Origin of the sequence: Bdellovibrio sp. BCCA, from assembly GCF_037996825.1 — a bacterium.
Taxonomy (GTDB): Bacteria; Bdellovibrionota; Bdellovibrionia; order Bdellovibrionales; family Bdellovibrionaceae; genus Bdellovibrio.
The window spans coordinates 1762586-1775365 of record NZ_JBBNAC010000001.1; the positions used below are offsets into that span (position 1 = coordinate 1762586).

10 protein-coding genes are annotated in these 12780 nt (G+C 44.8%); 4 read left to right on the top strand and 6 right to left on the bottom strand.

Annotated elements, in window-relative coordinates; genetic code table 11:
* The first annotated feature begins 3 nt into the window (after positions 1 to 3).
* Both icmF and AAAA78_RS08745 read left to right on the top strand, forming a co-directional pair.
* On the top strand, positions 4 to 3246 hold the full coding sequence (gene icmF, locus AAAA78_RS08740) for a fused isobutyryl-CoA mutase/GTPase IcmF (protein ID WP_340591509.1): 3243 nt from the start codon (positions 4 to 6) through the stop codon (positions 3244 to 3246).
* A gap of 227 nt (positions 3247 to 3473) precedes the next feature.
* Positions 3474 to 4400 carry a DUF4382 domain-containing protein gene (locus AAAA78_RS08745; RefSeq protein WP_340591510.1) on the top strand — a complete coding sequence of 309 codons (927 nt, stop codon included), beginning with the start codon at positions 3474 to 3476 and terminating at the stop codon, positions 4398 to 4400.
* A gap of 63 nt (positions 4401 to 4463) precedes the next feature.
* Here the strand turns inward: AAAA78_RS08745 and AAAA78_RS08750 are convergent, their stop codons facing one another.
* Together AAAA78_RS08750 and AAAA78_RS08755 are read right to left on the bottom strand one after the other, a co-directional pair.
* Positions 4464 to 6080 carry a hypothetical protein gene (locus AAAA78_RS08750; protein ID WP_340591512.1) on the bottom strand — a complete coding sequence of 539 codons (1617 nt, stop codon included), beginning with the start codon at positions 6078 to 6080 and terminating at the stop codon, positions 4464 to 4466.
* 91 nt (positions 6081 to 6171) lie between these two features.
* Positions 6172 to 7710 carry an NAD(P)/FAD-dependent oxidoreductase gene (locus AAAA78_RS08755; protein ID WP_340591514.1) on the bottom strand — a complete coding sequence of 513 codons (1539 nt, stop codon included), beginning with the start codon at positions 7708 to 7710 and terminating at the stop codon, positions 6172 to 6174.
* Positions 7711 to 7820: 110 nt separating this feature from the next.
* Between AAAA78_RS08755 and asd the strand changes: the two genes are divergently transcribed.
* Positions 7821 to 8648: an archaetidylserine decarboxylase gene (asd, locus tag AAAA78_RS08760; protein ID WP_340591516.1), complete on the top strand. Its 828-nt coding sequence runs from the start codon at positions 7821 to 7823 to the stop codon at positions 8646 to 8648.
* On the opposite strand, the gene AAAA78_RS08765 is transcribed toward asd, so the two are convergent.
* Together AAAA78_RS08765 and queD are read right to left on the bottom strand one after the other, a co-directional pair.
* The gene (locus AAAA78_RS08765) at positions 8649 to 9641 is read right to left on the bottom strand and encodes a hypothetical protein (protein WP_340591518.1); all 993 of its coding nucleotides are present in this window, start codon (positions 9639 to 9641) and stop codon (positions 8649 to 8651) included.
* A gap of 113 nt (positions 9642 to 9754) precedes the next feature.
* Positions 9755 to 10114: a 6-carboxytetrahydropterin synthase QueD gene (queD, locus tag AAAA78_RS08770; RefSeq protein WP_340591519.1), complete on the bottom strand. Its 360-nt coding sequence runs from the start codon at positions 10112 to 10114 to the stop codon at positions 9755 to 9757.
* Between the two features lie 29 nt (positions 10115 to 10143).
* On the opposite strand from queD, the gene AAAA78_RS08775 reads away from it, so the two are divergent.
* Positions 10144 to 10635, top strand: coding sequence for a 6-pyruvoyl trahydropterin synthase family protein (locus AAAA78_RS08775; protein ID WP_340591520.1), 492 nt, complete (start codon positions 10144 to 10146; stop codon positions 10633 to 10635).
* 1 nt (position 10636) lies between these two features.
* On the opposite strand, the gene AAAA78_RS08780 is transcribed toward AAAA78_RS08775, so the two are convergent.
* Both AAAA78_RS08780 and AAAA78_RS08785 read right to left on the bottom strand, forming a co-directional pair.
* The gene (locus tag AAAA78_RS08780) at positions 10637 to 11476 is read right to left on the bottom strand and encodes an outer membrane beta-barrel protein (RefSeq protein ID WP_340591522.1); all 840 of its coding nucleotides are present in this window, start codon (positions 11474 to 11476) and stop codon (positions 10637 to 10639) included.
* A gap of 117 nt (positions 11477 to 11593) precedes the next feature.
* Positions 11594 to 12652: a BP74-related protein gene (locus AAAA78_RS08785; protein WP_340591524.1), complete on the bottom strand. Its 1059-nt coding sequence runs from the start codon at positions 12650 to 12652 to the stop codon at positions 11594 to 11596.
* Positions 12653 to 12780: the final 128 nt, after the last annotated feature.

A 12780-nucleotide genomic window follows, 5' to 3' on the forward strand; every position in this document is an offset into this window, starting at 1 on the left:
TTTATGGCATATACTCTCAAAAATCCGATTCGTATCGTCACTGCTGCCGCTCTGTTTGATGGACACGACGCAAGTATCAATATCATGCGCCGTATTCTTCAGGACATGGGTGCTGAAGTGATTCACTTGGGCCACAACCGTTCTGTGAGCGATGTTGTGAAAGCCGTCTTGCAAGAAGGCGCTCAAGGTGTTTGCATCAGCTCCTATCAAGGGGGCCACATGGAGTACTTCAAATACATGAAGGATCTTCTTGATGAAGCCGGTGCGGGATACGTTCGCATTTTTGGTGGTGGCGGTGGAGTGATCGTCCACGAAGAAAAACAAGAACTTGAAGCTTACGGTATCGCCCAGATTTTCCATCCGGATGATGGTCGTAAGCTCGGTCTTGAAGGCATGATCGAATTGGTCATCCGTGGTTGTGATTTTGATATTCTTGAAAAGCAAAAAGAATATAAAACAAAGAAGAACATCTTTGCTGGCGACACCATTCCTTCGGTGGAGTTGGGTGTAGCACTTACAGCCATTGAAAATGGTCACAAAGATTTCTCTTTGGCGAACTTTGGTCTTGAATCTTTTAAAGCCAGAACTGCAAACCCGATGGTTTTGGGTATCACAGGAACTGGCGGAGCTGGTAAGTCGTCTTTGATCGATGAACTTGTTCAACGATTCTTAAATGCTTATCCAACTAAAAAAATCGCCGTGGTCTGTGTGGATCCATCCAAGCGTAAAACGGGTGGGTCGCTATTAGGCGACCGTATTCGTATGAACTCATTGTCACGCAATCGCGTGTACATGAGATCCGTGGCGTCTCGTGGTTCAGGCCGGGAAATCGCTTCTTCCTTGCCAGAGATTTTAAAATTCGTCCGTCAATTGGATTTTGATTTTATCATCGCGGAAACTTCCGGTATCGGTCAGGGCAATATGGCGATCACAGAAGTCAGTGATTTGTCTATGTATGTGATGACGTCTGATTTCGGTGCGCAATCGCAGCTTGAAAAAATCGATATGATCGACTTTGCTGATTTGATTGCCGTCAATAAAGCAGACCGCCGCGGAGCTTTAGATGCTCTTCGTGACGTGACAAAACAATACAAACGCTCTCGTAAAATCTTTGATGAAAAAGTGGAAGTTCCTGTGTTTTTAACTCAGGCTTCTCAATTCAATGACGGCGGCGTTAATAAATTATTCTTTAAAATGGCAGACCTTTTGGAATCTCACCAAAAAGGTCTTTGGGGCGTTGATCCTAAGTTTAAATCCAACATTCTTTCAGCTGAAGAACACGTAATCATTCCTGCTGATCGCCAAAACTATTTGGCAGAGATCGTTTCGACTGTGCATAAGTATAAAAAACGCACGGAAACGTTAGCAGAAAAAGCATCTCAATTGGGTGGACTTAAAAAAGTCGCTCCTCTTTTGGGAACTAATCCCGACACTGTGAAAAAAGTTGAAGCGGAATTAAGTGCTGATTTCACTCAAGACGAAATCGATCAATTGCAAAACTTTGATAAGTTGATTGAAACGTACTCTGGAGATCAATTGATCTTTAAAGTGCGTGATAAAGAAATCCGCCAAGACTTGGTTCGTGAATCTTTGTCTGGCACAAAAATCCGCCGCGTCGTGGTTCCTAAGTTTAAAGACTGGGGCGATAGATTTAAATATCTCAAACTTGAAAACGTTCCAGGTGAGTTTCCATATACGGCCGGTGTGTTTCAACTCAAACGTGCCGATGAAGATCCAAAGCGTATGTTCGCTGGCGAAGGAACTCCAGAAAGAACAAACCGTCGTTTCCATTACCTTACAAAAGGCGAGACGGCTCATCGTCTTTCCACGGCTTTTGACTCCGTGACTTTGTACGGACAAGATCCTGATCAGCGTCCAGATATCTTCGGCAAAGTCGGAGAGTCCGGTGTTAGCATTTGTACTTTAAATGATATGAAAAAACTCTATGCGGGTTTTGATCTTATCAATCCAAATACTTCAGTTAGTATGACGATCAACGGTCCAGCACCGATGATTCTTGCTTTCTACTTCAATACGGCTATCGATCAGCAAGTTGAAAAGAAAGAATCAGAACTGGGGCGCAAACTCACTCAACAAGAGTGGGCGGATGTAGCGAACTGGACGTTGCAACAAGTGCGCGGAACTGTTCAGGCAGACATCTTAAAAGAAGACCAAGGTCAAAACACTTGCATCTTCTCTATCAACTTCGCTTTGAAGATGATGGGCGATATCCAAGAGTTCTTCGTGAATAGCAAAATCAGAAACTTCTACTCGGTGAGTATTTCTGGTTATCATATTGCAGAAGCCGGTGCGAATCCGATCTCTCAATTGGCATTCACGCTTTCAAATGGTTTCACATTTGTTGAATACTATTTGGCTCGTGGTCTCAAGGTCGACGACTTTGCTCCGAATCTTTCGTTCTTCTTTAGTAACGGTCTAGATCCTGAATACGCAGTTCTTGGACGCGTGGCTCGCCGTATTTGGGCGGTGGCAATGCGTGACCTCTATAAGGGCAACGATCGTTCACAAAAATTGAAATACCATATCCAAACGTCAGGTCGTTCATTGCATGCGCAAGAAATCGACTTTAACGACATTCGTACAACATTGCAGGCTTTGATTGCCCTTTATGATAACTGCAACAGCTTGCATACAAATGCGTATGACGAAGCGATCACGACTCCAACAGAAGAATCCGTTCGTCGTGCGATGGCGATTCAGTTGATCATCAACCGTGAATTCGGAATGACAAAGAACGAAAACCCAACTCAAGGCGCTTACTTCATTGAAGAGCTGACGGACTTGGTTGAAGAAGCCGTCCTGAATGAATTTAAAAAGATCAACGAACGTGGCGGCGTTTTGGGTGCAATGGAAACTCAATACCAACGTTCTAAAATCCAAGAAGAGTCTTTGTACTATGAAAGACTTAAACACGATGGCACTTTGCCAATCATCGGCGTAAACACGTTCATTGATCCAAAAACAATGGCGGCGGATTACGTTCCACCGAAGATTGAGCTGGCTCGTGCGTCTTACGAAGAAAAGAACGCGCAGTTGTCGAATGTTCATAGCTACCAAAAGTCCCATCAAACCGAAGCAGAACGTGAACTTCAAAACCTGAAGGACACAGTTCTTAACGGTGGAAACATCTTCGCAGCCTTGATGACAGCAGCAAGACATTGCAGCTTATATCAAATGACTCAAGCCCTTTACGAGGTCGGCGGTCAGTACCGAAGAAATCTTTAAACATACCAGTTTCCCTTCATGTCCACTTGGTACCTGTTTTCCTGTTCCCATTGTGTATTTTCAGCACGATGGGAAGCAGGTACTTTTTATTGGTACTTTTTATTTCAATGTTTTAGAAATTGGCAAAAGATTAGACACCTCTCTCAGAATGAGCGTTTCAGAGAGGGTATTTTTGGATTTTTTGATCTTCAGGCGTACATTAAAGCAAAGATTCACCAGGAGGGTGTATGAAGTGTTTAGTTAAAAAGATATCGATTTTCACCGTCGTATCTTTGGTCGCGGCCTGCAGTCAAAACGGTTCGCAGACGGCAGCTACGACGATGTCAAGCTTGGGCTCGGTAGATACTCAACGGGAAGCTGCCGTGAGTTTCAAGCTAACGGATGCTCCGAATAAAGAGCTTAAATCCGTGTTCGTTAATATCGACCATATGGAGGTCGTGGTTGCGGGGCGTGGAAAAGCAGGTCGTGTGATCTTGGCTCAAGATCTGGGACTCGTGGATCTACTCACTCTGCAAAATGGAGTCACCTTGCCATTGCAAGATGTGATTGCTCCGGATGGTCTGCAAATTCAGCAGATCCGTCTTGTGCTGAAAGGGGATGGTCACTATGCGGTGAAGAGTGACGATTCTATCTGTGAGTTAAAAACTCCAAGCGCACAAAAAACGGGTGTTAAAATTATTCTGACTAATAAATTCGAATTCGAAGCGGGTCATCAATATGACATCGTGGTCGACTTCGATGCTTTAAAATCTGTGGTTATTCAAGGCAATGGTGGATGTCTTTTAAAACCAGTTTTGAAGTTAAAGTCAGCGTATAAAAAACCAATCGTTGTTCCTGAAGATCCAGGATCGGAAGAGCCAGGCTCTGGTTCTGAGCAGCCCGGTAGCGGATCGGAAAGTGGCGGCAGTGATGTCGTGACTAATCCTGATTCAGGTTCTGAGACAGGTTCAGAAACTGGTTCTGAAAGCGGGGGCAGTGACGTTGTTATTAATCCAGATTCAGGCAGCGAAACCGGTGGTATCGATTCGAGCGGTGGCACTGAGCTTGTAACGACTCCAGAGCAAAACGATCCTTCCAATGATGGTTATGCTGAGGAAGATCCTATTGTCGATACAATGCCTGTGTTAACTCCAGAACAAATGCGTAATATGTAATTTAAAAATAAAAAAAGCCGGTTCCTCACGGAGCCGGCTTTTTCTTTTTGAGAGTTCCAAAAATTAGAATGTCTTGCTCACGATAAATTGCACTTTTTGAGAGCCCAAGTATTGAGCGCTTGTGCGATTGACAACAAGGTCGATATAAATTTTAGTACCCACTGCTGGATTTACACCCACAGCTTTAAAGGCGATCGCAAGTTCGTCGCCTGCACGTGTGATGTCTTCACGAGCAAAAGCTTTTTCACCCAACCATTCGATCTTGCCGTTAGAAAGTTTTTTCCAGATAACAGCTTTATAAGTCGATTTGATTTCTTCAGCCGCTGGAGTTTGATCGCGGAACACAAGAACGCTTTCAGCACCGTGTCCTTCGATCTCCATCAACTGAACTTGATCTTTGTTCTTAAGATTTTGGATCTCGTCTTGATCCAATTCTTTCTTCTCGTAAGAAGCCGTCTGATCGAAAGTCAAAGCTCCATTAGTTACATTCACACCGTGACGTTCAACGTGAAGCAAGATGCTGTATTTTCCTTCGCGAGCCAATTCAGGCGCTGCGACTTCAAAGACTTTCGCTTCCGTGCCCTCAAGACGTTGTTGCAAGATCACAGCCTGGCTTTGTTGATCGCGGATTTCCAAAGTATACACGGAAACCAAACGAGCCGATGCCACAGTTTCTTTAAAGACGACTTTACCTTGGCCTTTATTGAAGCTTAATTTCAAACCTTGAACTGTCGCAGTTCCAGCGTTTTGCTCTGTCCACTTAGGAACAAGCTTAAGAACAAAAACTTTCTCACGTCCGTCCATACGAACTTGATCAATCGCATAGCCGAAAATATCCGAACGAACAGAGATATTCACATCCGGTTTGCTTTCGCTTCCACGCAATGTCACTTGGATTTTTTCAACTTCACCTGCAAGCAACACGGCTTCCGCCGGGAAGATCACAGCAACAGGTTGAGTGAATTGGTGATCAAAGACGTCACGGTACTTAGTTACGCAGCAACGAGTTTCTTCACGATATTTAGTTACGGTACGAGTGCGCGCCTCTTGGCGATACTTCGTTACAGTGCGAGTGCGAAGCTCTTGTCTGTAGCGAACTTCATCACGGTATTTAGTCACCGTGCGAGTTTTACGAACTTGTTCATATCCGCATTCGCGGTCTGTGTAAGGAACTTGGCGACATTGAGGAACATCACGGCAGTCGCGAGGTCCTTCATCACGGCACTCATTGCGAGTTTTGCAAATACGTTCGCCGTGAGCATTTGTTCCGCACTCCGTGATAGGTTGGCAAACGCGGCCACCCGGAGCACACACGCGCTCATTGTGACACTCTTGACGGTACTTCGTTACGTTACGGCAAACGTAATCGTTGTCCCAGTAAACTTCAGTGTCTGTGTATGCAACACGTTCTGTATAAGGAACGTTTTCGTAGTAAGTCTCTGTCGTTTGATAAGGAACGTCGACATAGTACGTTTCTTCGACTTGATACGGAACTTGCTCCGTATATTCTGCTTGATAAGGTTCTTGTCTGTAGACATTCAGAGACATCTCTGTGCGGACAGTGTTTCCGTTCGAAAGTTCTCTAGTAATAATATCTTGAGTCTTCTCTTGCGGAGCGGCGAATGAGCTCACTCCCAAAAGAAGAGTCAAAATGGCTCCGAAAAGTGGTTTTGCGTGCATGTTTCCTCCTCCAATTTATGACGGAAGAAGATTTTGCAAAGGCTGCGCCAAAAAATGTCGGTGGAGAAAAGGTACCAGGTACCTTTCTTCGTTACAGAAGTTCGATGATCTTTTCAGCGATGCGAATGCCATCACAAGCTGCGGAAGTGATACCACCGGCGTATCCAGCGCCTTCTCCGGCAGGATAAAGTCCCGCATGAGAAATGCTTTGGAGTGTTTCATTGTCGCGAGTCACACGCACAGGACAGCTTGTTCTAGATTCGATCCCATACACTTGCGCATCTTCGGTAAGAAATCCCTTCATGCTGCCCTGAAATTTTTCAAAGCCTTCACGCAGACGATTGCGCATGTCTTTCGGAAGAATGTCATCCAGGCGAACCGAGATCGCTCCTGAAGGAGAAGATCCTGCACGCAAAGCACGCTCTTCTTTTTTAGGTCCATATAAGAAGTCTAAGAGATTTTGCGCGGGAAGTTCGCGCGAGCCACCTTTATCAAGAACAGATTGATACATGCGCGTTTCAAGTTCGCGACGAAGTTTCATTCCGCCGAACACGTCTTTACCGAAATTCTTTTCGTGATCAATACTGACCACTATCGCCGCATTCGCAAACGGGGAGTTGCGATTGTAGTTACTCATTCCATTACAGACGATGCCGTCAGCTTCCGTTCCCGAAGAAAGAACGTAACCTCCTGGGCACATACAGAATGAATAAACGCCGATGCCTGTTTTATCGTTATGGTGAGCAAGCTTGTAATTGGCAGCTCCTAATTTAGGATGCTCTGAAAACTGACGATACTGGATCTTATTGATAGAAGCTTGCGAATGCTCTACGCGCAAACCCATCGCAAAAGATTTTCCGTCCAAGTGCACGCCCGCATCGCGAAGATGATTGATCATATCTTCAGCCGAGTGGCCTGTAGCAAGAACTACGTGCGGAGATTTAAACTCAGTCCCATGTTCTGTGCGAACACCAACGACTTGCTTTCCTTCAAAAAGAATTTCTGTGACTTGAGTGTTGAAATGAATTTCACAACCATGTGCCTTTAAGAACTCGCGCATCTTAGGAATCACGCGACGAATGCGATCAGAACCCACGTGCGGATTTGAAAGCCATTGAATTTCTTCCGGCGCTCCGAATTTCACCAGACGATTCATCACATAAGGAATGTGCGGAGATTTAATACGCGTGATCAATTTTCCGTCAGAATAAAGGCCCGCTCCACCTTCGCCAAAACAAACGTTATTGCGTGGATCAAGTTTTCCATAGCGCCAGTACTGGTTGATACCTTTAATGCGCTCACCGCTGTCAGAGCCACGTTCAAAAAGAATGCAGGGAACTCCACGCTCGACAAAACGAAGAGCTGCAAAAAGGCCCGCAGGTCCAGTGCCGACAATTAGAGGCTTCTCTTTGGGAGTTGAGATTTTCTCAAGATCAAATTGAGGAATATTAAGAGTCTCACCTTTTTCCGCGACCTCAATAGAGTAAACAAAATGCGGAGAGTGAGATCTGCGAGCGTCGACACTCTGGCGAAGAATACGATAGGGCCCGTGATCGGGGACCAGCCATTGCAACTTTTCTTCTAAATCTTGATCAATAGGAATTTCGACATTCTGAAGAATCTTAGACATACATCCTTCCAGGGCTCTTGTTCGGGGCCAATGGGTTTTTAGGGTATAAGGCACTATAGCTTAAACCTCTTATGATGACAAAGGGGTCGGGTTTAGATATAAAGATTTCTATGTCTGCAATTACACGAATTCTTCCTAAACGTCGCTTAAGCCGCTGGGTCGGTTACTTCATGCATTGGAAAGGCCCTTCTTTGTGGGCTAAACTCTCCATTAGAGGCTTTGCGTGGCTTTATAACATCAACTTGGAAGAGGCTGAAAAGGCTTACACCGAGTATCCATCCATTGGAGAGTTCTTCGTTCGTCGTCTGAAGTCGGGTATTCGACCCGTCGCTAACTCGTGGGCGGTTCATCCCGCTGACAGCCGTATCACCCAGTCAGCTCCCATTGATAATGGCACTTTGATTCAAGCCAAGGGCCTGACTTATCGTCTTGATGAATTTACTCAAGATCCTGATTGTCAAAAGAAGTGGGCCGGCGGTTGTTTTCTTACCTACTATCTTTGCCCAACGGATTATCACCGCGTGCATTCTCCGGTGGATGGCGTAATCACAAATGTGCGCTACATGCCGGGGGAGTTGTGGCCCGTCAACGAATGGAGCACAACGAATGTTCCCAATCTTTTCTCTGTGAACGAGCGCGTGCTTGTTGAGATTGAAACCGATTTAGGACCTGTGGGAGTTGTCTTCGTTGGAGCAACAAACGTAGGTCATATCGTTTTAAGTTTTGATGAAACGATCAAGGGGAATCAAAAAGGCCCGCATATTTTCCAACACAAAACATACAGCCCTGAGATCCCGGTACATAAAGGTTCTGAGCTTGGCATGTTCCGAATGGGTTCGACTGTTGTGATGCTTTATCCACCGAGCTTCCGTCAGAAGTTTGGATCAAATTTGGATTTAGGCCCGGTTGTCAGAGTCAACGCGGCTCTTGTTAAATAGTCACGGACAAGACTGAAAAAGACGGCAAGTGCGAGGAGTTTTATTTAAAAGTTCCTCGTCTGTCATAAGGCGACCCCGATTTCGAATATGGTAATCAACCGTGTTATCTAAAGTTCCTCTACGATAAGCAAAAAAATATTTTGTACTTGTTGGATAAGATCGGACGTCCCAAACGACTCTTTGAAATGGAGAGTTCGGATCTTTTTCGGCCGACATGTTATTTCCCACCCAGGCATACATTAAATCCGGGTCCCAGAATTCTAGATTTGTGTAAGCTTCTTTTTCTGAAGCCCAAGGGCGATCTTTTCCTCGTAAGTATCCAAAAAAGCCGATGTGTGCACTGCGTGTTTGAGAGCTTAAAAGTTCGAGGGGAACTTTCAGTTTGCGTTTCCAGGCTTGATCAAGAGACGGTGGGAAGAAATCTAAGATTTGCAGAAAACTCACAGCGTAAGCCGAGCACCCGGCACCTTGTCCATAGTGAGGCAAAGAGCGAAGTCCTCCATAAACTTCATCAAGGTGAAGTTCTTCATAAAGATGGATATACCGTTGCACTCGCGCGCATTGATCGGAATTAAGAATAAGTTTAAGACTGCGCACATAACCTTGTCGCTTCAGTGTGCCTAACCAAGAGAGAACTTCTTCTTCGGTGTAAGAGCGGCCTTTCACGTTCATCATAAAGGCATCCAGAGCCACACCTTTAAAAGCGAAATCCCAAACATAAGAGAGATTGGATCTGACCGAAGTCATTCCTCGATAAATGGAAGGTTCGTTTCCGCATTGCAGGCGCACGTTCACGTGAGAAATTGGGTGAGGGTAAGGGTGACCATTCACTCGGGCTTTCATGTTTTGATAAGCACTGCGCACGAGGCTTCCGGGAGTCTGCCAATTCAAAGGTTTTGGGGCTCGATAGAAAATCAGTTCTAATTCATTGGCAGAAACCAAGGAACTTGTAAAAAGCAGATAAAAAGCCGCGAGCCAAACGCAAAGCTGCATAAAATATCACTCCGGTGATGTTATTCACTGAATGATATTCTTGGAGCGGTTTCAGAAAAAACAGAGGTCTATGAAAATAACAAAGGCAGATTGCGAAGACTTCACAAAAAATCTTACGCAGGATACGTGCACTCCGTTAAAGGAGTCTCTGCAATTGTCACTTTTGTGAGCATTGGCAAAGCGGGAAGGGCACGGTCATAAATCCATTTCGCGAGAAGCTCTGATGTTGGATTTTCCAAACCTTCGACTTCATTTAAAACGCGATGGTCGATTTTTTCTAAAAGAGGCTTCATCTTAGATTGAATGTCGTTATAGTCGATCACCCAGCCGATTTTAGGATCTAAAGAACCCACAAGGGTCAGAATGATCTTAAAACTATGCCCGTGCATGCGTGAACATGGATGAGAAGAGGGCAGGTGGGGAAGGAAACGGGCCGATTCAATTTGAAAATGCTGCTTCAGTTCGAATTTCATGCTAAAGATATAACCACTTTGAGGTGATTATGTCCACGACCACATTGCATTTAGCCAAGCAGAATTTCAAATTCTCGGCCGCCCATTTCCTTATTTTTGATGAAAAGCATGCCGAGCGCCTGCATGGACATAATTATCAGGTCCGCGTTGATATCAAGGCCCCTGCCGAGCCGGATCTTCACGCGGAAGGTTACTTTTTGGATTTCAATGTTTTTAAAAAGTACATCAAAGCGCGCTTGGATCAATGGGACGAGATCGTCCTTTTGCCTGAAAAACATCCGGATATGAAGTTTAAGAAAACCGCAAAGTCTTTGGAAGTGACTTTCCGTGATCGCTTTTATGTTTTTCCAGCTAACGAAGTGATTTTGCTTCCGGTTTCCAACACAAGCGTTGAACAGCTTTCAAGATTGTTGGCGGAAGATTTTTACGGAGAATTCAAACAGTACGGCGTGCAAAAAGTGAAAGTGTATGTGGAGGAAACCCGCGGTCAGGGGGCTTCCTCCGTTGTTCCTTCTAATTAAATTAGAAAGTGAAGCGAGCTGCTGCAGACAACGCGATAACGTTGTATGTGTCAGCTTCGCTGTGAGAGAAATCGTAGTCTAGGCGTGGAATCAATGCCCATGTTCCAAATGGAATACGAGAGTACAAAGACAGTCCTAGTGTATTGTAGGATTTGATAAGCTCGTTTCCATCTTCGTCATTGAGTGCTGCGTGATTGTAGTAATTCAAAGAACCACCGAAAAGAACGTCAGTCACAGTTGTTTCGTAGAACGCTGAAAGTCCCAAAGTGTTGCCATCTTTAGTTTTTACATCCATGTTCAGAGCTTCAACTTCAGTTGTACGCTCTAGAAGAACTGCATAGTTCAAACGACCACCGATAGTTCCACCAGCAGCTTCTGTGTCCATACCCACGTAAGGTGTGAAAGAGAAACCACCTGTCGCTGCAGACATGTCACCGTTTGTTTCAATTTTAGCTTTCTGCAGGCTCAATCCAAGATCAAGACCGTAGCGAAGGTTGGAAGAACCCATATTTGAAGTTCCTTTCAACACAACATGTGGGTCTTCAAGTCCAGATACTTTTGTTTTAGGAGTGTTGTCATTTTCGTAAGAAGAGAAAAGCAAAGACCCTTCAATTGAAAACATCTCGTTGATACCGTATTCGTAAGAAACACCTGATTTGTACAGACCACTGTACTTAGTTTCTGTAGTGCCACCTTTAGGTTTTGTCTTCGTAGAAACATACCCAATGCGCGGTGTAAGATCGCTTTGTCCCGCTTTAGATTGGAAGAAAAATTCGCTGTCAGCAGCGTGAGCGCTAACCGATGCAAGCACGATAGCGGCTGCAAATACTTTAGAAAACATGATGAACTCCTTTAATGCTAAACTCTTATGAGTTTTAGTATCAAAGTGCAGTTCATTATGACTGTCAATTCACAACGCGGATTTTCTATTCTGGCGAAGTCAGAGCATAAACGATGCTTAGGGCTTCAATGTTCCCGAAGCGACCTCTGAGGCACTCAACTCTTTGATGATACGGTAGCGCCAAAAACAGATGCGACCGCCTTCATTGAGTTTTTGTTCAAGGCGTTCTTCTGTCAGATCGGGACTGCCGTCGCAGTCGATATGCGCGAAATCAGCAAATGCATCCACGCGATTCACAGACCAAGAATAAGGGGATTTGTCTCGGGATTTAAAGGCACGGTTAAAACCGCCGTTTCCAAGCTCGATACCTGCGACGATGATTTTCTCTAAAGCAGGGTTCTTGATTTGCTCACGAGCCGTTGCGATCTGTTGATCGTCTTTGAGAGCAATCACAAAAGATTCTTCAGGACGAGCATCTTTAGTTGAAACCAAGAAATATGTTTTTTGATCGTCTAACGAAAAACTCACTGGTTTTAAAGCTACAGCCGGACTTAGTTTCTCTTCACCGAATTGATCGTAAAACATCAACGAATGAAGACGCTCTTGACCAACGACTTCGATGCGCGCGGCATTTTCAGGCAAAGTCCATTTGAAAGAGGACGTATCATAATACTTCTCGATCAAAACTTCTTTCTCGCCAATCACAGAGCCTGCTTTATTGAAGGCTTGAAGTTTTACGGAATTAGACTTTAAGAAAAGGTTTAACAAATGCACTTTCACGGACTTTACATTGGAAGGAAGCCAGTGGCTCACTTGGGGAGATGTGAGATCGCTTAAAGGAATACTTAAACTCTCATCGCAGCGGGTGGTGATTTGCAGTGAATTCTTGGTCCAAGATTTTATGGAAAAACCCATTTGAGAGGGAAGAAACTGAGTTCCCGCGATCTTAATCTGCGACTTTGCATCAATATCGTGATGAAGCTCTTGAAGTTCTCCATCAAAACGCACTTGAGTCCACAGTCTTTGTGGTTCCGAAGTTTTGTTCGTCACAAACACTGTGAGTGCTTGTGGCGCGCAGTAGGCCGGAACATAGACGACATCTGAGGCCTGCGCGGACAAAGAGGTAAGAAGGACAAAGCTGCTAATTCCAAGGGTGGTCTTAATACTAAAATCCATACAGACTTCAGATCGGTCTTGCTGGATCGAACTTAACCCTTGGTCTTAAAAACACGACCTTAGTTAGGGGATCCCACCGGGTCTTATTGAGGTTCATTCTCAATAGGTTTTCAATTACGTTGCGGGGA

Excerpts from the sequence above, each read along its gene's own strand:
- AAAA78_RS08775 (WP_340591520.1), top strand. The coding sequence starts at position 10,144 with ATGTCCACGACCACATTGCATTTAGCCAAGCAGAATTTCAAATTCTCG.
- AAAA78_RS08750 (WP_340591512.1), bottom strand. The coding sequence starts at position 6,080 with ATGCACGCAAAACCACTTTTCGGAGCCATTTTGACTCTTCTTTTGGGA.
- AAAA78_RS08780 (WP_340591522.1), bottom strand. The coding sequence starts at position 11,476 with ATGTTTTCTAAAGTATTTGCAGCCGCTATCGTGCTTGCATCGGTTAGC.
- queD (WP_340591519.1), bottom strand. The coding sequence starts at position 10,114 with ATGAAATTCGAACTGAAGCAGCATTTTCAAATTGAATCGGCCCGTTTC.
- asd (WP_340591516.1), top strand. The coding sequence starts at position 7,821 with ATGTCTGCAATTACACGAATTCTTCCTAAACGTCGCTTAAGCCGCTGG.
- AAAA78_RS08765 (WP_340591518.1), bottom strand. The coding sequence starts at position 9,641 with ATGCAGCTTTGCGTTTGGCTCGCGGCTTTTTATCTGCTTTTTACAAGT.
- icmF (WP_340591509.1), top strand. The coding sequence starts at position 4 with ATGGCATATACTCTCAAAAATCCGATTCGTATCGTCACTGCTGCCGCT.
- AAAA78_RS08745 (WP_340591510.1), top strand. The coding sequence starts at position 3,474 with ATGAAGTGTTTAGTTAAAAAGATATCGATTTTCACCGTCGTATCTTTG.
- AAAA78_RS08785 (WP_340591524.1), bottom strand. The coding sequence starts at position 12,652 with ATGGATTTTAGTATTAAGACCACCCTTGGAATTAGCAGCTTTGTCCTT.
- AAAA78_RS08755 (WP_340591514.1), bottom strand. The coding sequence starts at position 7,710 with ATGTCTAAGATTCTTCAGAATGTCGAAATTCCTATTGATCAAGATTTA.